The sequence below is a fragment of the Nodosilinea sp. FACHB-141 genome, from assembly GCF_014696135.1.
Taxonomy (GTDB): domain Bacteria; phylum Cyanobacteriota; class Cyanobacteriia; order Phormidesmidales; family Phormidesmidaceae; genus Nodosilinea.
Window position 1 is genome coordinate 101,476 of the sequence record NZ_JACJPP010000013.1, and the last position, 19,135, is coordinate 120,610.

At 57.8% G+C, this 19,135-nt stretch carries 18 protein-coding genes, 1 tRNA gene, 1 other RNA gene and 1 pseudogene; 13 read left to right on the top strand and 8 right to left on the bottom strand.

The window, feature by feature from the left end; translation table 11 throughout:
- Nucleotides 1-58: 58 nt before the first annotated feature.
- From H6F59_RS14320 to H6F59_RS14345, 6 genes are all read left to right on the top strand, one after another.
- Nucleotides 59-1,111, top strand: a complete 1,053-nt coding sequence (locus H6F59_RS14320) for a hemolysin family protein (protein ID WP_190701101.1) — start codon at nt 59-61, stop codon at nt 1,109-1,111.
- Between the two features lie 593 nt (nt 1,112-1,704).
- Nucleotides 1,705-2,607, top strand: a complete 903-nt coding sequence (locus H6F59_RS14325) for a phosphorylase (RefSeq protein WP_190701106.1) — start codon at nt 1,705-1,707, stop codon at nt 2,605-2,607.
- Between the two features lie 136 nt (nt 2,608-2,743).
- Entirely contained in the window at nt 2,744-3,592 is an 849-nt protein-coding gene (locus H6F59_RS14330) for an SPFH domain-containing protein (protein ID WP_190514805.1), read from the top strand.
- A gap of 54 nt (nt 3,593-3,646) precedes the next feature.
- Complete coding sequence (rlmN, locus tag H6F59_RS14335; protein WP_242021477.1) at nt 3,647-4,738, top strand: 23S rRNA (adenine(2503)-C(2))-methyltransferase RlmN; 1,092 nt, start codon at nt 3,647-3,649, stop codon at nt 4,736-4,738.
- Nucleotides 4,739-4,880: 142 nt separating this feature from the next.
- The gene (locus H6F59_RS14340; protein ID WP_199308628.1) at nt 4,881-5,633 is read left to right on the top strand and encodes a lysophospholipid acyltransferase family protein; all 753 of its coding nucleotides are present in this window, start codon (nt 4,881-4,883) and stop codon (nt 5,631-5,633) included.
- Nucleotides 5,634-5,709: 76 nt separating this feature from the next.
- Nucleotides 5,710-6,540, top strand: a complete 831-nt coding sequence (locus H6F59_RS14345) for an alpha/beta fold hydrolase (RefSeq protein WP_190701109.1) — start codon at nt 5,710-5,712, stop codon at nt 6,538-6,540.
- A 54-nt stretch (nt 6,541-6,594) separates the two neighbouring features.
- Here H6F59_RS14345 and H6F59_RS14350 read toward each other — a convergent pair whose 3' ends face one another.
- Both H6F59_RS14350 and H6F59_RS14355 read right to left on the bottom strand, forming a co-directional pair.
- Nucleotides 6,595-7,434: a metallophosphoesterase gene (locus H6F59_RS14350; RefSeq protein ID WP_190701112.1), complete on the bottom strand. Its 840-nt coding sequence runs from the start codon at nt 7,432-7,434 to the stop codon at nt 6,595-6,597.
- Between the two features lie 129 nt (nt 7,435-7,563).
- Entirely contained in the window at nt 7,564-8,376 is an 813-nt protein-coding gene (locus tag H6F59_RS14355; RefSeq protein ID WP_190701115.1) for a TSUP family transporter, read from the bottom strand.
- A 75-nt stretch (nt 8,377-8,451) separates the two neighbouring features.
- On the opposite strand from H6F59_RS14355, the gene H6F59_RS14360 reads away from it, so the two are divergent.
- Nucleotides 8,452-9,309 (top strand): DUF4241 domain-containing protein, encoded by an 858-nt coding sequence (locus tag H6F59_RS14360; RefSeq protein ID WP_190701118.1) that lies wholly within the window; start codon nt 8,452-8,454, stop codon nt 9,307-9,309.
- 78 nt (nt 9,310-9,387) lie between these two features.
- On the opposite strand, the gene H6F59_RS14365 is transcribed toward H6F59_RS14360, so the two are convergent.
- The 3 genes from H6F59_RS14365 to ssrS form a co-directional block, all read right to left on the bottom strand.
- Nucleotides 9,388-10,671: a pitrilysin family protein gene (locus H6F59_RS14365; protein ID WP_190701121.1), complete on the bottom strand. Its 1,284-nt coding sequence runs from the start codon at nt 10,669-10,671 to the stop codon at nt 9,388-9,390.
- Nucleotides 10,672-10,786: 115 nt separating this feature from the next.
- Nucleotides 10,787-12,040, bottom strand: a complete 1,254-nt coding sequence (locus H6F59_RS14370) for a pitrilysin family protein (RefSeq protein WP_190701123.1) — start codon at nt 12,038-12,040, stop codon at nt 10,787-10,789.
- Between the two features lie 176 nt (nt 12,041-12,216).
- A non-coding RNA gene (ssrS, locus tag H6F59_RS14375) (6S RNA) lies at nt 12,217-12,400 on the bottom strand.
- 136 nt (nt 12,401-12,536) lie between these two features.
- Here ssrS and minC point away from each other — a divergent pair.
- The 4 genes from minC (at nt 12,537) to H6F59_RS14395 (ending at nt 15,434) form a co-directional block, all read left to right on the top strand.
- Nucleotides 12,537-13,490, top strand: a complete 954-nt coding sequence (minC, locus tag H6F59_RS14380; RefSeq protein WP_190701133.1) for a septum site-determining protein MinC — start codon at nt 12,537-12,539, stop codon at nt 13,488-13,490.
- Nucleotides 13,491-13,697: 207 nt separating this feature from the next.
- Nucleotides 13,698-14,495 (top strand): septum site-determining protein MinD, encoded by a 798-nt coding sequence (gene minD, locus H6F59_RS14385; RefSeq protein WP_190701135.1) that lies wholly within the window; start codon nt 13,698-13,700, stop codon nt 14,493-14,495.
- Nucleotides 14,496-14,548: 53 nt separating this feature from the next.
- The gene (minE, locus tag H6F59_RS14390; RefSeq protein ID WP_190701137.1) at nt 14,549-15,034 is read left to right on the top strand and encodes a cell division topological specificity factor MinE; all 486 of its coding nucleotides are present in this window, start codon (nt 14,549-14,551) and stop codon (nt 15,032-15,034) included.
- A complete protein-coding gene (locus H6F59_RS14395) occupies nt 15,027-15,434 on the top strand; it encodes a ferredoxin (protein WP_190701139.1) in 408 nt (135 codons plus the stop codon). Before minE ends, H6F59_RS14395 begins: the two co-directional genes overlap by 8 nt.
- 13 nt (nt 15,435-15,447) lie before the next feature.
- Here H6F59_RS14395 and H6F59_RS14400 read toward each other — a convergent pair whose 3' ends face one another.
- Complete coding sequence (locus tag H6F59_RS14400; RefSeq protein WP_206755213.1) at nt 15,448-16,041, bottom strand: GNAT family N-acetyltransferase; 594 nt, start codon at nt 16,039-16,041, stop codon at nt 15,448-15,450.
- Here H6F59_RS14400 and argJ point away from each other — a divergent pair.
- Complete coding sequence (argJ, locus tag H6F59_RS14405; protein WP_190701142.1) at nt 16,010-17,251, top strand: bifunctional ornithine acetyltransferase/N-acetylglutamate synthase; 1,242 nt, start codon at nt 16,010-16,012, stop codon at nt 17,249-17,251. The two genes, H6F59_RS14400 and argJ, sit on opposite strands and share 32 nt — an antisense overlap.
- A 45-nt stretch (nt 17,252-17,296) precedes the next feature.
- On the opposite strand, the pseudogene H6F59_RS14410 reads toward argJ, so the two are convergent.
- A pseudogene (locus tag H6F59_RS14410) lies at nt 17,297-18,531 on the bottom strand (DUF3095 domain-containing protein).
- Nucleotides 18,532-18,793: 262 nt separating this feature from the next.
- Here H6F59_RS14410 and H6F59_RS14420 point away from each other — a divergent pair.
- A tRNA-Gln gene (locus tag H6F59_RS14420) sits at nt 18,794-18,865 on the top strand.
- A gap of 7 nt (nt 18,866-18,872) precedes the next feature.
- Here H6F59_RS14420 and H6F59_RS14425 read toward each other — a convergent pair.
- Nucleotides 18,873-19,118, bottom strand: a complete 246-nt coding sequence (locus H6F59_RS14425; RefSeq protein ID WP_190701148.1) for a gas vesicle protein GvpG — start codon at nt 19,116-19,118, stop codon at nt 18,873-18,875.
- Nucleotides 19,119-19,135 lie beyond the last annotated feature (17 nt).

Sequence of the window (19,135 nt, forward strand, 5' to 3'; positions counted from 1 at the left end):
TAGTAGATGAATCATAACAGCGTCCCTCCTGCGGATTTCGTTCGCCCCTAACTCACCCATGCTGACCCTCGCGATCGCCATTGTGACCATGTTGATTGGTTCTGCCCTGTGCTCCTGCAGCGAGGCGGCACTGCTATCGGTGCCAGTTCTTAAAGCCCAGCAGCTAGCCGAGTCTAAAAAACCTGCTGCCATAACCCTTTTAGCCATCCGCCGCAAGATCAACCGGCCCATTGCCACCATTGTGATCCTCAACAACCTGTTCAACATTGTGGGCAGCGTTTTAGCTGGGGGCATTGCCGCCACGGTTTTTAACGATGCCCTGCTGGGGCTGTTCACCGGCGTATTGACCCTACTCGTCATCTTGTTTGGGGAAATCTTCCCCAAGGTTTTGGGTGAGCGCTATGCCATTCCCGTCGCCCTTGCCGTGGCTATACCGGTGCGGTGGATAACCTGGCTGTTTACTCCAGTAGTACTACTGCTTGAGAAGGTTACAGCGCCCCTCGTGGGCGATGGCAATCGGCCTAGCACCAACGAGGCTGAGATTAAGCTGTTGGCCACCATCGGCCACCAAGAAGGCATTATTGAAGCCGACGAAGCCGAAATGATTCTGCGGGTGTTTCGCCTCAACGATATGAAATCGGTCAACATCATGACGCCCCGGGTAGCCGTCACCCACCTGCCGGGCGACCTCACTATTGCCGAAGCCGAGGCCCAGATTCTCAACTCTCAGCACAGCCGCATCTTAATTAGCGAAAACGACATTGATCGGCTTGTGGGGCTAGTGCTCAAAAATGAGCTGCTCACCGCCTTAATTCGCGGTCAGGGAGACCAGTTGCTCAGCCAGGTAGCCCGCCCGGTGCGTTTTGTGGCCGAGTCTGAACGGGCCGACAAGCTGCTGCAAGACTTTCAAACCGCTCGCGAACACCTAGCCGTAGTCGTCGATGAGTACGGCGGCGTGTCGGGGGTCGTCACCCTCGAAGACGTGCTAGAGGTGCTGACTGGCGAAATTGTTGATGAGACCGATCGCAGCATCGACCTACAAATACTGGCCCGCCAGCGCGGTCGGCAAATCTTAAGCAGCCGTGGCTTCAACGATCCTTCAGAGAATTAGGCTCACTCAGCCCTCTAGATTAGTGCCTGTTTCTACGCAATTTGCGTCAGAGTGCGCTCGTCTATATTTTTTGAGCAGACTAAAAAGACTGCTTCAGCTCATTAACAAACAATGACCTTATCAAGGTCATTGTTTGTTAAAAATATTGGCATTCAGCTCACTGTTAACTATCGTTTCAGCAGCAGGGATTAGCAGGTTCTGGGGCTATATTGAATGTGGAGCTGACGAGGCTCCCCTGGCAGATAAAACAGCCAAAAGTCAACCCAGAAAAAGGAGTGAAACGCTGTTAGCTATACATCTGTCTCGTTCAAACGGCAACACCCAACGCTCAAACCAACCCTTCCTTCAGTAGCAAATGGGAGTTCTAAGCGCGATAAACTCACCTTCTTTTGAAGTGTAAGTTTTGTCCCGTATCTCCACGAAAGCTCAACCATAAACGGGAAGTTCTTTGGTCAAGAGAATGGGTGTTGTTGCTTTAAAGGAAATTAGTTTCAAAAAGGTTTGATAGACGTTTTCTGTAGCCTTGTCACAGTACTGCTCGGTCAACGGTTTGCTACAGTCGGGAAGGCAACTCTCTCCCCATTTCCTTCCCTATGGAGCATTTCCCCGAGGTCGAGCTAGCGCCCGGTGCCCTCTGGAGCAAAATTCAGCAGCAGACGCGCCATGCCCAAAGCTGTGGTGCCCTTCAGCCCATCGACACCCGCTACGAGTTTCTAGAGCAGGGAGGCATGCGGTTTTTAGTCAGAATTTTGGCCAACCTGGCCCGCAAGGAAAAGGCCGATCTGGCCCAGCAGAGCCAGCAGCGCATGGGCAAGCCCGTCAATCCTTTTTTGCCCTACGACCCAGACCTATTTGTGGCCAACCTGTCAGCCACCCACCTGTGCCTTTTAAATAAGTACAATGTGGTCGACCACCATATTTTGATCGTCACCCGCGCCTACGAAGATCAAGATAGCTGGCTGACCCTGGCCGACTTTGAAGCCCTAGCCACCTGTATGGCCGACATTGACGGGCTAGCATTCTACAACGGCGGTCGTTTGGCCGGGGCAAGCCAGCGCCACAAACACCTTCAGCTGGTGCCACCGCCCCTCTGCCCCGATCGCGGCCCTCTGCCCCTAGCCACGGTGGTGGCCGACCTGGCCCTTAAGCCCACCTCGGCTCCAGTAGCCTCCCCCCGATTGCCCTTTCACCACGCCATTGCTGCCCTCCAAGAGGGGGCTTTTCCAAAGGGCAAAACGCTGCTGGAGACCTACCTCGCCCTGCTGACTCACCTAGGAGTTGATTGGAGTCAGCCCCCCCAAGCATTTCCCTACAACCTATTGATTACCCGCGAGTGGATGATGGCGGTGGCTCGCCGGCAGGATCACTACCAATCGATTCCGGTAAATTCGCTGGGGTTTGCGGGGTCGCTGCTGGTCAAAAACCCGGAGCAGCTTGACCTGCTCAAAGCCTTTGGCCCGATGACGGTGCTACAGCAGGTGGCCTGTTCGAGATAGCAAGGAGTAATGCGGTCAAACCTTAGACCCCAAACCGTGAACCCGCTTGGCCGAGCAAATGGCTCACTTTAGCGAGAAATCAGTACACTGGTCAGTAGAACAGGCTTACTCGACTCTTTAGCTCCGGGAGCTGGCCGTGCCGTCAATCATCGGGATTCTGGCATTAATCATTATTGGCTACACCGTTGGCTCGGTGCGCATCATCAATCAAGGTACCGAAGCTCTGGTAGAACGGCTGGGGCGCTACAACCGCAAACTCAAGCCAGGGTTAAACTTCATCGTGCCGGTGCTCGACTATATTGTGCTGCGCGACAGCGTACGTGAGCAGATTCTCGACGTGGCCAAACAGGGGGCGATCACCAGAGACAACGTGTCGCTGGAAGTTGACGCGGTGGTGTACTGGCGCATTCTGGAACTAGAGCTAACCTACTACGCGATCGAGAACGTTGAACAGGCCATTCAAGAACTGGTCACAACGACCCTGCGATCGGAAATCGGCAAAATGGAGTTTGAAAAGACCTTTTCCTCTCGGGATGAGCTAAACCGGGCGTTGCTCTCCCAGCTGGATGAAGCGACCGAGCCCTGGGGAGTGAAGGTGACGCGGGTCGAAGTACAAGAAATTATTCCCCCTGAAGAGGTGAGGCGCTCGATGCAGTTGCAGCAGGCAGCAGAGCTAAAAAGCCGGGCCATGGTGCTCGAAGCCCAGGGCGAACAGGAGGCCGCCATTAAGCGGGCTGAGGCTACGGTGCGATCGATTCAAATGCTCTCCCAGGCGCTGCAAAACCAGGGTGACACTTCCGAGATTTTGAATTATCTGCTAGCTCAGCGCTATGTTGAGGCCAACCAAAGACTCGGGGAGAGCGAAAACTCCAAAGTGGTCTTTATGGATCCTAAAATGTTGACAGAGGGTATAGTCGAGCTGATGCACACGGACACGGCATCCCCCAAGAAAGACTCTGATGACTTTCCCAGTCGCCGTCGGTAGCACCCTTACGGTTCAAACATCGCTACCATAGAGGATTGTGCATTCCCTGTGGCCATGGCTTCTCCCCTGTCTTCCACTGACTCACCTCTCGCAGACGCTGTTGCCCAGCCAACCCCTACAGCTGGGGAAATCTTGCCAGCGCCCTTGCTAGGGAAATCTTTGGAGGAGCTGACCGAGTGGATACAAGCCCAGGGGCAGCCGAGCTATCGGGGCAAGCAGCTTTACCAGTGGATCTATCAGCAGGGAGCGCGATCGCTCCAAGACATCACAGTCTTCTCTAAGGCCTGGCGTCAAACCGTGGCCCACATTGACCTGGGCCGATCCACCCTGCATCACCGGGTGGTAGCCAGCGATGGCACCGTCAAGTATTTGCTCAAACTGGCCGACGGCCAAATCATTGAAACCGTGGGCATTCCTTCGGCCAAGCGGCTGACGGTGTGCGTGTCGTCGCAGGTGGGCTGCCCCATGGCCTGCGACTTTTGCGCTACGGGCAAGGGCGGCTTTATGCGCAACCTGGCCACCCACGAAATTGTTGACCAGGTGCTTACGGTTCAGGAAGACTTTGGCCAGCGAGTCAGCCATATTGTGTTTATGGGCATGGGCGAGCCGCTGCTGAATGCTGCTAACACGGTAGCTGCCATCCGCTGCCTCAATCGGGATGTGGGTATTGGCCAGCGCGCTATGACCTTATCTACGGTGGGGGTGCCGGGCCGCATTCGCGCCCTGGCGGCGGAGCAGCTTCAAGTCACCTTAGCCGTGAGCCTGCACGCCTCAAACCAGGCTCAGCGATTGCAGCTGATCCCCAGCGCTGGGGCCTATCCCCTAGAAGTGCTGCTCGACGAGTGCCGAGAGTATGTGCAGCTGACGGGTCGCCGGGTGACCTTTGAGTACATTCTGCTGGCGGGGCTCAACGACCAGCCTGCCAACGCCGCTGAGCTGGCTCAGCACCTGCGCGGCTTTCAGAGTCACGTCAACCTAATTCCTTACAACCCCATTGATGAGGCCGACTATCAACGCCCCAGCGAAGCTAGCATTCGCAACTTTGTTGCCGAGCTAGAGAAGCGTAGGGTTGCTGTCACCGTTCGCTACTCGCGCGGGCTAGAGGAAAATGCTGCTTGTGGGCAGCTGCGTGCCTCTAAGCGATAGAGCTATACCGGTGGGGAGATCTCGCTTAAATCAACGGGTTTATACACTTCTGAACGCTGAATAGTTTGTTAAGTTGTGAGTTATAAGGTTTTGCTACCTCCTGCTAAAGGTGGCTGAGTTCTCTTCGTCTTTGTAGGTTTGCATGACCCTAGCTCCTGTACCGCCGCTAACATCTCTAACGGCTAACCCCCTAGACGTGTCCAACTGGCTGCTGACCCTATCGCAGGTGCGGATGTCAGTTCACGGACAAGACCGCTTGCCGCCTCACCAGCCCATGGTGGTAGTGAGCAACCACCGTAGCATTATGGATGCGCCGCTGGTAATGAGCGCCCTAGGGCGTCCGGTGCGATTTGCCTGCCACCACTACATGAGTCAGGTGCCCGTCCTCCGCACGGTGATCAACGCCTTGGGCTGTCTACCGCTGGATGCCCCCGACAAGGGTCAAACTGCTTTCTTTCGTCGGGCCATGAAAGCGCTCAAAGAAGGGGAAGCGGTAGGCATTTTCCCAGAGGGGGCGGCCCCCATGGTGAACAAAACCACCCCCGACAATCTCAACTCTTTTCATCGAGGGTTTGCCCAACTGGCCCTGCGAGCACCGGTGGATGAACTGGCGATTGTGCCCGTGGCGATCGCCGCTCATCGCGAGACCAACAACTCGGTGTTGCCCCTGCGGTTGCTTAGCCTATTTGACTCCTCTGAACCGCTGTTTCAGCAGCCGGGCTGGCATCCAGCGGTGTTTTACCACGAGGTAGATATTATGGTTGGTCGCCCGGTGCGGGTAGATACCCGACTGCGATCGCACCGCCGCAGCAAAGGCAATGGCGCTCTAGCCTCAGAGCTAACCCAGTGCTGCCAAGATGAAGTAGCTATGCTGCTTAAGCAAGGGTTTTACTAGGGTGCTTTTGATGCCCCAGTGGGTATAACTGTATTGGTTGGCCTATCCGAGCGCCCGTCGTCACCCCTACTTCTCCATGCCTGAACCTGCCATTCTTAAGCTCTATGCCCCCTTTGGTAAGAATCCCCAGCATCCCCTATTTATTTATTTCCCCGGCATGGATGGCAGTGGCGAGTTATTTGGGCTTCAAAGCGCCGAACTAAAATCTCACTTTGACATTCGCTGCCTAGTGATTCCGGGCAATGACATGTCTTCCTGGGAAGGCCTGGCCCACCAAGCAGTGCAGTTAATTCGCCAAGAAGCCAGAACGGCCCCGATCTATCTCTGCGGTGAGTCGTTTGGAGCTTGCTTGGCCCTGCGAACGATCGCCCTGGCCCCAGCCCTAGCCAGCCACCTGATCTTGATTAACTCTGCCTCGGCATTCCACCGCTTCCCATGGATGCAGTGGGTAGCCAGCATCACCCCCTGGGTCGCCCCGCCCCTATACCAAAGCTCCACATTAACCAGCCTGCCAGTACTAGCCAACCTCAGCCGCATTGGGGAGGTCAACCGCCAGGCGCTGATGCGCGCCATGGCTGCAGTCACCCAGGCCAGCACTGCCTGGCGGCTGTCACTGCTGTCACAGTTTCGCCTAGAGCCGCTGCGCCTGCACCGGGTGACCGCACAAACTCTGCTAGTGGCATCCTTGGGCGATCGCCTCCTGCCCTCCCTCGAAGAAGCCCAGCGCCTCGCCACCTTACTGCCCAATTCCCGCATCTATCCCTTGCCCCACAGCGGTCACGTCAGCCTGCTCGAAGACGGCGTTAATCTGGGGGCAATCATGAAAGCGGTAGGGTTTTTGCCCCAGGTCGCGATCGCCAAGGAACCGACAGCCGAAAAGATTGAGCGCGAGCCGATTGCGTCCTAGCAAGTGCCTAGGGTTAAGCGAGTCTCTAAACCTATTACCTGCATAGCGTCTTCCTCATCCCCTCACCAACTTCAACACCGTCACCTCCGGCGGACACCCCAACCGCCCTGGCGCATAGCTGCCGAGACCTCGGTTGACGTAGAGCTGGTTTTGGCCCACGGCGTGCAGTCCTGAAACCCATTCCCAATGACGCACGATTTTGGCGCGGTTGCGTTTGCGCTTGAGAAACGGCAGGTCGAAGGGCAACTTCGGCAGCACCGACAGTTGCAGAGACTGAAGGAGAGCAGACATAGGGCCGATACCAGGTAGCACCACCTGCCCGCCGTGGGTATGGCCAGAGAGTTGCAAATCGACCCGCCAGGCAGCCAAAAGCTCTGCTGAGTCAGGGTTGTGGGAGAGCACCAGCCGGGGCTGAGTCGGGGGCAGCGAGTCGAGCAGCGGTGCTGGTTGAAACTCCTTAGACCAAAAATCGGCCAGGCCCACCACCGGCAGATCGTCGCCCAGGGGATAGGCGATCTCGTTCCACAGGACGCAAATACCAGCCTGCTGGAGCGATCGCAGAATTGTCTTGCGCCCCTTCTTGGTAACGTTGTCGTGGTTGCCGAGCACCGCCACCGTGCCAAAGCGGCTTTTGAGCTGGCTGAGATAAGTCACCAGGTCAAAAATAGGGGCGGGGTTGCGGGTGACATAGTCGCCCGTCAGAGCAATCAGATCGGGGGCTAGCTCATTGACGCGATCGATCGCCTGCTGCAACAACCCAGTTGAGAGGCGCTGCCCATCGTAGTGAAAGTCAGAGAGCTGCACAATGCGGCAGCCCTCTAGCCGCTGGGGCAGATCGCGGATGGGGACAGTCACCGTTTCAACGGTTAGGGGGCCGGTCCGAAGAGGTCGCATGGGCAGTGAGAACGCATTATACGCACGCTAGCCCGTTTATTCGCCGGTTGCCATGAGCCTGGAATATTCTTCAGCGAGCTTTGCTCAATCTGCTTAACACCGCACCACTAGCTTCGCGCTTTGGTTAGCTTAGGCAGGGAAGCCGTTGTAGCTGACCCAGGCTTTGAAGAAGAAGTATCCAGACAGCAGCGCTAGCAGCGCGCGAAACATTATATTTACCGTCTGGTCGGGTAGGCGGGGCAGGTAGCGGGTGCTTACCTGCACCCCAATCGCCCCTGCCGCCCCCAAAATCAAGCCGGTAACCAGCAGCACGTTGCCCGCCTGGGCATGCCACAGACAGGCCCACAGCCCGGTAATCACGATCGCCCCCAGACTGGTCTGCACCGCTACCTTAATCGGCTCTTGCAGCAGCAAAATTTGCAGCGGCACCATCACCACGCCGCCGCCAACGCCAAACAGCCCAGCTAAAAATCCCGCCAGCCCACCAATACCCAAGCGAAACACCGTAGGTGATACTGACTGCGATCGCGCCTTGGGTAGCACAGCACCACCGCTCGTTTCGGCCTGCTGCGCCTGACGGATAACCTGTTTTTTGATACCGATCAAGTAGATGTTGAGCAGCAGAAACAGGCCAAAAATTCCCAGTAGGGCATACTCAGGCAGGGCCGTAGCCAGCTTTTGACCCAGGTAGGCAGTGATCAGGGCGGGCAGGCCCAGCATGGCGACATTGCTGAGGTTGAGAAAGCCCATGCGCCAGTTTTGCACGCTACCAACCAGGGAAATCAGGGCGATCGCCAGGGTGCTCGTCCCCACTGCCTGCACCCCTGACAGCCCCAGGGCAACCATCACTGGCACCATCACCGTGCCGCCGCCAATGCCCAAAAACCCCGCCAGCACCCCGGCCAACAGCCCGGCCAGCGCCAATACCAATCCACTCCCCACCGCATTCTCCCTGGCTGCTCAGCAGCGTCTATCAATCAGGCGATCGCCTCATCTTACCCGCTGGCGAGCCTGTAGATGGTAGCTGTTTGGGGCACTATTGACCTATGTATGCCGATCGAGCTGCTTCAGAGTCTACCTATGCTCAACATCCGCGATGCCGACGGGAATATCCGCACTGACTTTGAAAAGGCGTTTCGAGACGGCTATCAATTTCAGTACAACTTGCCCTACGACGGGCCGCAAACGGTCGAATTTACCACCCATTCCATTGGGGAGTTAGTACTGCCCTCAGGCCAGTTGATAGCCTGTGATCCGCTCTTACCCCCTGATCTCAGGTACTGCTTTACACAAACTGTAGAGCCAGGACGCTATCCTGTGGTGCTGAGTCTTGCGGGCTTCAAACCTAGACAAGATAGAAGAATCGCTTGTGCCATGCTACAGGTGAGCCAACAGATGCCAGTTCGATGGGAGCTGGCGATTCTTAATTCTGACAGGCCCGCTAATTATCAAAACTACGGCGTAGATTCAGGCACTGGCAGCTTCATGGATGCCGAGGTTGCCCAAATCTTGAAGCAGATGGATGAACCTGATCCTGACGAGTACGCTGCCGCATGGCAAGAAAGTGGAGAAGCGGCGTGGGCATTGCAAAAGGCGGCTTCCGACAGATTTGAAAATGAATACTGCCAACCCGTAGTTGATGAAATGGAGAGCAATGGAGAAGCAGCCGTCAGCGCTGAATATCCTTATGACAGAAAAGGGGATTGGGCCAATTTTTGCATTAATGAGAGCACCGGGGCCAACGTGATGGCCTTTGGTTCAGGCTGGGGAGACGGTGGCTATGCCTCTTACTGGGGATACGACGACAATGGCCAAATTGTCTGCATCGTCACTGACTTTAGGCTCTTTGGTTTTGGTAAAAATGAGGATGACTAATCGCACTAATCTCTAGCGTCAAGCCTTCAGCATCATGTAACCAATTTCCATGGCCATAGAAATAATCTAGAATTTGGCTTAAGCCTGGGCGGCAGCCAATGGAGCGACAAATTCCTCTGGCCCCAGCAGCGAAATGCAGGGGGTGTGGAAAAATTCTTGGGCGACGGCTTCGGCGTCGAGCACTGTCACCGCCGCCACCATGTCTTGAAACTGCTGGTCATACTCGACTCCCAGCCCTAAAATTTCATACCAGCCTAGCAGCTGGGCGATCTGGGCGTTGGTTTGCTTGCCCAGGGCGTACTGGCCCAGCAGCTTGTTTTTGGCCGACTGTAGCTCATCGTCAGAGAGCACCGTCTCTTGCAGCCGTTCCACCTCAAAGCGCAGACCCTCTAGGGCCGTGGCAGCATTCTCTGGGGCGGTGCCAATATAGGCAACAAACTGCGACAGCCCCAGGCGAGTGGGGTAAAAGGCCGATACATCGTAGGCCAGACCCCGCTTTTCGCGCAGTTCGACAAATAGGCGGCTAGAGAGCCCGTTGCCCAGGTAGGTGTTGATTAGCTTGAGGGCGGCGTAGGCAGGGTGCTTCACCGGGGCCGCTGGGTAGCCCACCATGACGATCGCCTGGTTGGTTTCCTGAGCCACCATTGAGCAGGTGGCAGCGGGAGCCACCGCAGGCAGGGTTAGCACCGGAGGCGGCGTTGCCGGAGCCTGCCAGTCGCCCAGGGTTTGCTCGACCTGGGCTTGGGCTGCCTCAGGGCTAATGCGACCCACAATGGTCACCACTACGTTGTCGGGACGCATGTGCTGGCGATGAAAGTCGGTTAGGGCCTGCTGGGTAATGGCCGCAACCGAGGCCTCGGTACCAATGCCGGGCAGGGCATAGGGGTGCTCGCCGTACATATCTTGGCGCAGCTGGTTGAAGGCAATGGTGAAGGGCTGCTCCTGCATCGAGCGAATCTGCTGCAGAGTGAGCCGCCGCTCTAGGTCAATTTCGTCGAGGGGAAAACTGGGCTGCCGCAGCAGGGTAGCGGCCAGGGCAAAAATTTCGGGAAAGTCAGCGGAGACGGTTTTGAGGCTGATAAGGCTGTAGTCGGCGGCGGCATCGGTGCCCAGGCTGGCCCCCACCGACTCGACGGTTTCTGCGATCGCCATCGATGAAAGCGTCTCGGTGCCCTTGGTCAGCAGCCCCATCAAAAAGCTTACCAGCCCCGCCTGGTGCGGAGCCTCAAAGGCGCTTCCAGCTCGAATAAACAGACGAGCGGAGACAATATCAGCAACGGGGTTTTCTAAAACAATCACCGTCAGGCCATTGGCTAAAACGGTGCGGTGCAGGCGTGGCGCTTGAAGAAGAGAAGCTGTCACAGGGCAAAAAGTAGGTTAACGAAACGAACAGGGAATGGTTTTGAAATGATTTGGATTTGTTAGGCTTTGGCGATCGCGGCGCTGGCCAGTCTAACTATAGTCTGCCCAGGCGGCATTAGGCTGGACGCAAAATAGTGGACACATAGCGCAGGGGTGTAAGGTACTGGGCGGCTAGCTGACGCAGGCGCTCCTCGGTGTAGCGCTTTAGGGTGGGGACATAGCTGAGACAGCGGTCGGCGTTGGTAACGGTGCCGTAGTAGCCATAGAGACCCGCCAGTTGCCCCGGAGCTTCGGTCGAAAAGGCGTAATCGTTGCACAGCAGGCGCTTAGCGCGGGCCAGTTCGGCATCGGTAATCGGTTTAGCTGCCAGCTCGCTGATGCGATCGCACACAATCGCCTCGACCCGGTCCACATCCTTGCCGTCGAGCCAGGCCTGAATAGTGAACAAGCTGCAATCGCGCTGAAGCGAAAATCCGGCGCTGATGTCCTGCACCAGCTGGCGGTCTTCCCGCAGCTCGCGCACTAGGCGAGACGAGCGCCCTTCTGCCAGAATGGCCGCCAGCAGGTCTAAGCCGTAGGCGGTTTCGAGCTGGGCAATGCCCGGAGCCAGCCAGGCGATGCACAGGCGCGACTGCTCAAGGCGCGGCAGGTGAAGGGTTTCGCGGCGCACCCCCGGTAGGGAGGGAATGGACGCGATCGCCGCCGCTGGACAGGGCGGTGGGGAAGCAAAACCGCGAAAGGCATGCTTGACCATCGCCACCGTGGGCTCTAGGGGAATGCCGCCTGTAATCACCACTGTCATGTTGTCGGGCTGATAGTGGGCCTGGTGAAAGCAGCGCATCTCTTCGGGCGATCGCTGCTGCAAAATTTCCGCTGTGCCCAGCACCGGGCGACCGTAGGGATGGTCTTGGTACACCAGCTCCGACATCGCCTGGTAGCCTAACCAGTCGGGGTCATCCTGAGCCTGGCGGATTTCTTCGAGCACCACCTGCCGCTCACGGCCAAACTCATCGGCGGGGATTGCCGCGTGCAGCAGCAGATCGGCCAGGTAGGGCAGGGTCTGCGCCAGCATGTCGGCCGCAATGGTGATGTAAAAGTGAGCGTAGTCGTGGCTGGTGGCGGCGTTAGTCATGCCCCCCTGGGTTTCGATCGCGTAATCAAAAACCCCAGGCGGCAGTTGATCGGTGCCCTTAAAAATCATGTGCTCTAGAAAGTGGGCCATGCCTGCCCACTCCGCCGGTTCAGTAATGGCCCCAGCCTTCACCCACACGTCGGCCACCACTACGGGCGTTGCCGCAATCTCCTGGTGGATCAGGGTCAGCCCATTCTCCAAGCGAATTACACTGGCGGGAAAATCAACCGAATTCAACGGTGCGGGCCCTACAAGAAACCACCAAGCCACCTTGAAGCCGACCTGCTAAGCGATCGCAGTATCTGAATTCGAGGCTAGCTATGCTGTCAATACTAGCGCTCAAGTAAGCTAAATCACATTTCAAAAGCAATTCCCCCATCTGCGAGAGACAGGGGAATGCCAAAAATCTTGAAGGCCTCACCGCAACGCCGTCTTACCTCAGTTTCCGACCTGGGAAAACCAGGGGGGTGCCATGGCATTTGGCTTAAAGTTTCCGAGTACAAGCTCGGTTTACTGCCGCCGGTGCAACTTGGCTCCCGTTCGGAACAAACATAGATCGACAAACATTGTTGGTAGTCACCAACGCCGTAGTGAGACCTCCTCTACTATAACCAACAGCCCGGGACAAACCGCAAGAGGAAAACCGACCTTAACTGACCGGCTATCTCTGCCACCGTGATCTAATATGGCAGCACCGGGCTTGGCCCAGTGTTTTCAACCTCCGCAAACCCCTATGGTTCCTGACGACTCTGCTTTCTTGGCTGTAACCGAGGCCGCCACCGACCCAGATTTGACCTCGGCCAATGCCTCTACTCCAGCGTTTTCGGATAGTCCCGAGGCCGCTGCCCCAACTAATTCAGAAGTCTCGGACAGCCCCGAGGTTGAGGCGGACGCTGCCCCCGTGCCCGCCCCCCCCATCGACCCCCGCACCCAGCTGCGGCTGCGCAACGACGGCGATCACCTGGTGCTTCTAATGCCCAACGGCCCCCAGGTCGAGGCCGAAGGCGGTGCCCTGTCGTGGGGAGAGCTGTTGCAGCACTTCAAACAGCGGCTAAATGGCAGCGAGCCATTTTGGCAGCCCAATACGGTGGTGCACCTAGCCGCCCGCGATCGCCTGCTTGATGCCCGCCAGCTCCAGACTTTAGAAGAAATTCTCACCGCTGCCCAGCTCACCCTCAAGCGAGTCGCCACCAGCCGTCGCCAGACCGCCATGGCCGCCGTGGCCGCCGGCTACTCCGTCGATCAGCTGGCCGCGGAAGACACCCTGGTGCAGTCGCCCCCGGCCCCCGGCCAGCCCCTAGCCGAACCGCTGTACCTACAAACCACCCTGCGGGGCGGGGTCGAAATTCGCCATCCCGGCACCATCGTTGTGCTAGGGGATGTCAACCCCGGCAGCTCGCTGGTGGCGGAGGGCGACATTTTGGTGTGGGGGAGGCTGCGGGGGATGGCTCACGCGGGGTCGGGGGGCGATCGCAGTCGCTGCATCATGGCCCTGCAAATGCACCCCACCCAGCTGCGCCTGGCCGATCTGGTAGCCCGCGCCCCCGATGGCCCTATCGGAGACTACTTACCCGAAGTGGCCTACGTGGGCAACAACGGCATCCGCATTGCCCAGGCCCAAGCCTTTGCCCGCCAAAACTTCAACGCCACTCTAGAGCAGGGCGCACAGCCAACCGATGGGTTTTAGATTTAGTAGTCTGCCCAGCCAAAGGTGACAGGTTAATCGGGTTCAAGGTTTACGGCATATGGTTCACGGCAGTCCTTTAGCCATATACCCTAAACCCTGCACCTTATAGATCGACTAAATTCGCAGTTCTCAGCCTGCACCCATAGCGTATTATTAACGGTTGTTTTCGTCGGGTAGTTGGTTCTTTAAGGAAAGTTGGGTTCGTCCATGACTCGCATTATCGTAATGACCTCGGGCAAAGGGGGCGTTGGCAAGAGCACCTGCACCGCCAACCTGGGCATGGCCCTGGCCCAGCGGAACCAGCGGGTCGCCGTCGTCGATGCCGACTTTGGCCTGCGCAACCTCGACCTGCTGTTGGGTCTCGAGAACCGCATCGTCTACACCGCCCTCGACGTGCTGGCGGGCGACTGCACGGTCGAGAAAGCCCTGGTCAAAGACAAGCGCCAGCCCACCCTCGGCCTGCTAGCTGCCGCCCAAAACCGCAACAAAGAAGCCATCACTCCCGACCAGATGAAGCAGCTGGTGGCAGGGTTAGCCCCCAGCAACGACTTCATTTTAATCGACTGTCCGGCGGGCATCGAGATGGGCTTTCAGAATGCGATCGCCCCGGCAAAAGAGGCGATCGTCGTCACCACCCCCGAAATTTCTGCCGTGCGCGACGCCGACCGGGTAATCGGTCTACTCGAAGCCAACGATGTGAAATTTACCAAGCTGCTGATCAACCGCATCAAGCCCAAGATGGTGCAAGAAGACCAAATGATGTCGGTGCGCGACGTGCTCGATATTCTCGCTGTGCCCCTGCTGGGCGTGGTGCCCGATGACGAGCGGGTGATTGTCTCATCGAACCGGGGCGAGCCCCTGGTGCTCGACAAAGAGCTCTCCATGGCCGGGGTCGCCTTTAACAACGTGGCCCGCCGCCTGCTGGGTGAAGAGGTGCCCCTCATTGACCTCAACGCCACCCATGACGATTTGTTCAGCCGCCTGCGCCGCTTCTTTAGGGGCTAGGGCCGTTTATTGCCACGGTGTTTGATGTTTTCTCTACCTAGCCGCCAGTGCCGATGCTAAGTGAACTTCTCGATAAGCTGTTTAACCGCAGCCGCACCATCACCCCCCGGGCTGAGGTCAAGCAGCGGCTACAGTTTGTGCTGGCCCACGATCGCGCCGACCTCACCCCCGAGATGGTCGAAAAAATGCGCCAGGAGATTCTTGCCGTAGTCTCCCGCTACGTCGAGCTTGACCAAGAGCATTTGGAATTCACCCTCGAAAGCGACCAGCGAATGACGGCGCTGATCGCCAATCTGCCCATTCGCCGGGTGCGCCCCGAGCTGCCTCCGGTTGAGGAATTGCCTCCCCCTAAACCTGCCGCCATACCTGAGCCGGCATCCGAGGCCATTGCCACCAGCCTTGAGTCCTCTGGAACCGAGTCTGCTGCACCTGAGCCCGCCAAGGCTGTAGAGCCTGCGGCATCCCCTGAAACCACAGCATTGACCGAATCTCCAGCGGCCACTGACCCCACAAAACCTGCGATCGCCCCTGATGAGTAGCGCCCCCGACACCTGTGATTCTCTAGCCGCCTGTGTAGAGGCCTTAGCGCTCAACACAATTCAGCACCATGTGTTGATTTGTGCCGACCAGACCAAACCGAAGTGCTGCGACAAAGCCAAGAGCATCGTCGCCTGGGACTATCTCAAAAACCGCCTTAAGGAGCTGGGGTTAGATCGGCCTACAGCAGAGCGCCCAACCTCTGTTTTTCGCACCAAGGCCAACTGCCTGCGGGTTTGCCACAAAGGCCCCATCCTGCTCGTCTATCCCGACGGCGTCTGGTACCACAGCGCCACCCCAGCGGTGATTGAGCGAATCATTCAAGAGCACTTAATTGGCGGTCAGGTTGTCGCTGAGTTTGCTTTCCTGGAACATCCTCTCGCCTCCACAGTGGAGACCTGAAGGCGCGATCGCATTAGCTGATAACCCCAGGTTGATAATCGCCACCATCCCCGAGCTGTAGATGATGGGTAGTGTGGGTCCAGCGCGGCTCAGTTTTGAAACCTAGGGTTTGATAAAACGCATCGGCAGCAGCAGTATCCGTGCGCAGGGTCAAAAGCTGGTAGTGCGGCTGGGCTGCATCTATGAGGGCAGTAACTAAAACCCTCCCTACCCCCCGCCTGCGCCAGGCAGCTTCAACGTACACACGACGCAATCGCCCCACGTTTGGGTGATGGAAATAGGGGTCGCGATTGAGTCCGCCAATGCCGACAATTGCCCCCTCCACAATGGCTGTGAGCAATGCCTCACCAGGCTGGTCGAAGCGATTTACGCCGCTGTCATACTCCTCAACCAGTCGCTTCATAAACCGAAAGCCCTCCCGCTGGCTCTCTGCAACGAGGTGATCGATGGCTTGCTGCTGAAGCTCTGCACAGTTGACGATGGCGATCGCGGGCATGATTTGGTGTTTGAACGTCCAGCAGCATCCCCACAGAAGCTTGGTATAATCCCCGGCAGACCTATGGGGTAACAACAGCATGGCAGACTGGCGGGTGGTTGAAGGGGGCATTACGGCACCCAAAGGATTCCAGGCAGCGGGAATTACCGCAGGGCTCAAACCTTCTGGTGCGCCCGACCTGGCGCTAATCTATTCAGATTGCGAGGCGATCGCAGCGGGGGTCTTTACCACCAGCCACGTGCGCGCTGCCTGCGTTGACTACTGCCGCCAGCGCCTCGAAGCTCGCCCCAGCGCCCGCGCCATTCTGATCAACGCCGGTCAGGCCAACGCCTGCACCGGCAACCAGGGCTGGGTTGATACGATCGAAAGTGCCGCCTCCCTCGGCTTAGCCCTCAACCTTCCTCCCGAGGCCGTGCTGATTGCCTCAACTGGGGTAATTGGCCAACGCATCAAAATGGACCAGCTCAAGGCGGGCATTCCTAAGCTGGTCGAAAGTCTGTCGTTTGAAGGCTCCGATGCCGCCGCTGGGGCGATTATCACCACCGACCTGGTAACCAAATCGGTGGCGATGGAAACCACCATCCACGATCGCCCCGTACGCATTGGCGGCATCGCTAAGGGGTCGGGCATGATTCACCCCAACATGGCCACTATGCTAGCCTTTGTCACCTGCGATGCCACCGTATCGCCCACACTGTGGCAAGATATGCTGCGCCGCGCCGCTGATCGCAGCTTTAACCAGATCACTGTCGATGGCGACAGCAGCACCAACGACACCCTAATTGCCCTGGCCAACGGCGAGTCGCGCACTCCGGCCATCACCGACGAAGGGGCCGAGGCCGACCAGCTAGAGGCCATGCTCACCGCCGTCTGCCAATATCTAGCCAAGTGCGTCGCCCGCGACGGCGAAGGGGCCACCTGTTTGATCGAGGTCACCGTCACCGGGGCCGTTACCGCCGCCGCTGCGGGTCAGGTAGCCAAGACCATTGCCGGGTCATCCCTAGTCAAGGCAGCCATCTTTGGCCACGACCCCAACTGGGGCCGCATCGCCGCCGCCGCGGGCCGAGCCGGCGTCACCTTCGACCAGAGCGACCTGCGGGTGCAGCTGGGCGACTTTTTGCTGATGGAGCACGGCCAGCCCCTAGATTTCGATCGCCCCGCCGCCAGCGCCTACCTGACGGCGGCCACCCAGGGCGAATACCTTAAGACCGATACCGTTGCCATTCAGGTCAGCATTGGCGATGGCCCCGGCAGCGGCCAGGCCTGGGGCTGCGATCTGAGCTACGACTACGTCAAGATCAACGCCGAATATACGACATAGCCGCCTAGGGTTGCTAGGTTCGCTGAAAATGCCTATGTCGTTATCCTAGGGCTGCCGCGCCCCCTGTCCCAGCTGCTGGCGGCGGCGGGCCAGACGCGAGTAGGCCTGCCAGTTTTGGGCTTTACCCTGAAGTCGAGCCTTAAGCTGCTGGGCGGCCAGGGCGTAGCCGCCATCGGCTCCATCAATCAGGTGAAAGTGGCGATCGCGCCGATCCATAATCAGACAGGTCATTAGCGCTCGGTCTGACACATGCACCCCATAGACTAAATGGCCCTGAGCCAGCCGGCTCTCCAGATAGGCAACAATTTGGTCGGTCTGGGCAGGGCTGCCGGCAATCACCATGCGCAGCATATCGTCAATTTTTTGATAGTCTGAGGCGGCCCGCACCGAGGCTTTGTAGCGGCCCCAGTCAACGCCGCCCGCTTCCACATCAAACCGCATCAGGCCTAGACCTAAAAGGCTTTCCAGATAGGCACGAGCGGTGTAGGCGACGCGATCGCCCCATCTAGCACTTTTGGCTTTAGCTTTTGCCTCGGCCCGCAGCCGCCTTGGGTTGATTGATAGGTTGAGGGCCGATGGAGCCACAGGGTGGTAGCTTTCCCCCTCGCCGTAGATGTCGCCGATGGTTTCCAGAATTTCTCGATACAGATATTTGTTGACGTAGCCACCGCTGGGCAGCGCCGCCACTATCAAGCTCAGGGTATGGCCCCGCGGGCTAGGGATATCTTGCCAGCGGCACTCCAACCCAGCCAGGTTGGTAGTTGACCGATCGCCCGACGCATCTAGCCGATAAGTCGAATCGGTTTTAATCAATTCAGTGGCGTAGGTGAGGCCACCGCCGATAAAACTGGCCTGGTAATAGCTGGGGCTAAGGCGAATTTTTGCCACTCGCACCGGGTGCTGGGGGCGACCGCCGCCAGCGGCACAATGCCCACCCGCAGATCTAGCCCAAACGACCCATGGGCCAGCGCCCGAACGCCTAGCAGCGCCTCCCGAGCCGCCTGCACTGCCCCAGGGGGCACCAGCAACAGCGCCCCGTCGCCCCCAAACACAAAGGGAATCTCCAGGGGGGCCGTGGCGTTGAGCACCGCCATAATCGAGCTGGCCCCCAGCACGTTGACCTCTTTGTACTGTCCTCGCGCGATCGCCTGGGTCGAATCGACCACATCGGTAATCAACACGTACCAATCGTTTGGAGCCTCAACGTAGTTTTGAGGGTTAGCTAATTCTAAAAATTGCTTGAGGGGCGGTAGGTCGGCGTAGAACGTGTCACAAGACATGGAGAGCAAGCCCAACTGGCAGTAACGATGCGCTAAAAGACCCGAGGTAAACTACCTGTTTCTACATATTGTGAAGCCCAAATTGCCGGCTCTCAGGATGCCGGACGTGAGCTACACCATATCTTTGTATACTGTGCTCATGCCTCGATCCTAGAAAGGACTGACACGTCGCTCTAAAGAGAGGGCAGGTTCTGGCTCCAAGTTTTCAAGTAATGTTGACAGTAGCGCCACGCAACCTGCTATATTATCAAAGCGAAAGCAATGGGGTGTCGCCAAGTGGTAAGGCACCGGGTTTTGGTCCCGGCATTCCTAGGTTCGAATCCTAGCACCCCAGTTTTAGGTCACTCATCTTCGTCTTCCTCATCTTCAATGGCTTGGATGGCGAGGAGAATTTCCTCCTCCTGAATTTCGAAGTCTGCCTCAGCCACCTCTCCCATGTCGAAGGCAAGCTGGAGGGCGAGCAGTTGCTTTTGCAGGCTTTCGAGGTCGTTGGTGGCTACGTCGGCCTGCTCTAGCAGTTTGTTAGCGACCCAGCTGACGCCCTCAATGGGGCCGAGCACGGGGGCAAAGAGAAGTTTAAACAGCATGGAAAAAATTATTAGGG

Bases quoted from the DNA above. Each gene is read 5' to 3' on its own strand.
- H6F59_RS14320 (WP_190701101.1), top strand. From the start codon at position 59: ATGCTGACCCTCGCGATCGCCATTGTGACCATGTTGATTGGTTCTGCC.
- H6F59_RS14325 (WP_190701106.1), top strand. From the start codon at position 1,705: ATGGAGCATTTCCCCGAGGTCGAGCTAGCGCCCGGTGCCCTCTGGAGC.
- rlmN (WP_242021477.1), top strand. From the start codon at position 3,647: ATGGCTTCTCCCCTGTCTTCCACTGACTCACCTCTCGCAGACGCTGTT.
- H6F59_RS14340 (WP_199308628.1), top strand. From the start codon at position 4,881: ATGACCCTAGCTCCTGTACCGCCGCTAACATCTCTAACGGCTAACCCC.
- H6F59_RS14345 (WP_190701109.1), top strand. From the start codon at position 5,710: ATGCCTGAACCTGCCATTCTTAAGCTCTATGCCCCCTTTGGTAAGAAT.
- H6F59_RS14350 (WP_190701112.1), bottom strand. From the start codon at position 7,434: ATGCGACCTCTTCGGACCGGCCCCCTAACCGTTGAAACGGTGACTGTC.
- H6F59_RS14360 (WP_190701118.1), top strand. From the start codon at position 8,452: ATGGTAGCTGTTTGGGGCACTATTGACCTATGTATGCCGATCGAGCTG.
- minC (WP_190701133.1), top strand. From the start codon at position 12,537: ATGGTTCCTGACGACTCTGCTTTCTTGGCTGTAACCGAGGCCGCCACC.
- minD (WP_190701135.1), top strand. From the start codon at position 13,698: ATGACTCGCATTATCGTAATGACCTCGGGCAAAGGGGGCGTTGGCAAG.
- minE (WP_190701137.1), top strand. From the start codon at position 14,549: ATGCTAAGTGAACTTCTCGATAAGCTGTTTAACCGCAGCCGCACCATC.
- H6F59_RS14395 (WP_190701139.1), top strand. From the start codon at position 15,027: ATGAGTAGCGCCCCCGACACCTGTGATTCTCTAGCCGCCTGTGTAGAG.
- argJ (WP_190701142.1), top strand. From the start codon at position 16,010: ATGGCAGACTGGCGGGTGGTTGAAGGGGGCATTACGGCACCCAAAGGA.
- H6F59_RS14400 (WP_206755213.1), bottom strand. From the start codon at position 16,041: ATGCCCCCTTCAACCACCCGCCAGTCTGCCATGCTGTTGTTACCCCAT.
- H6F59_RS14425 (WP_190701148.1), bottom strand. From the start codon at position 19,118: ATGCTGTTTAAACTTCTCTTTGCCCCCGTGCTCGGCCCCATTGAGGGC.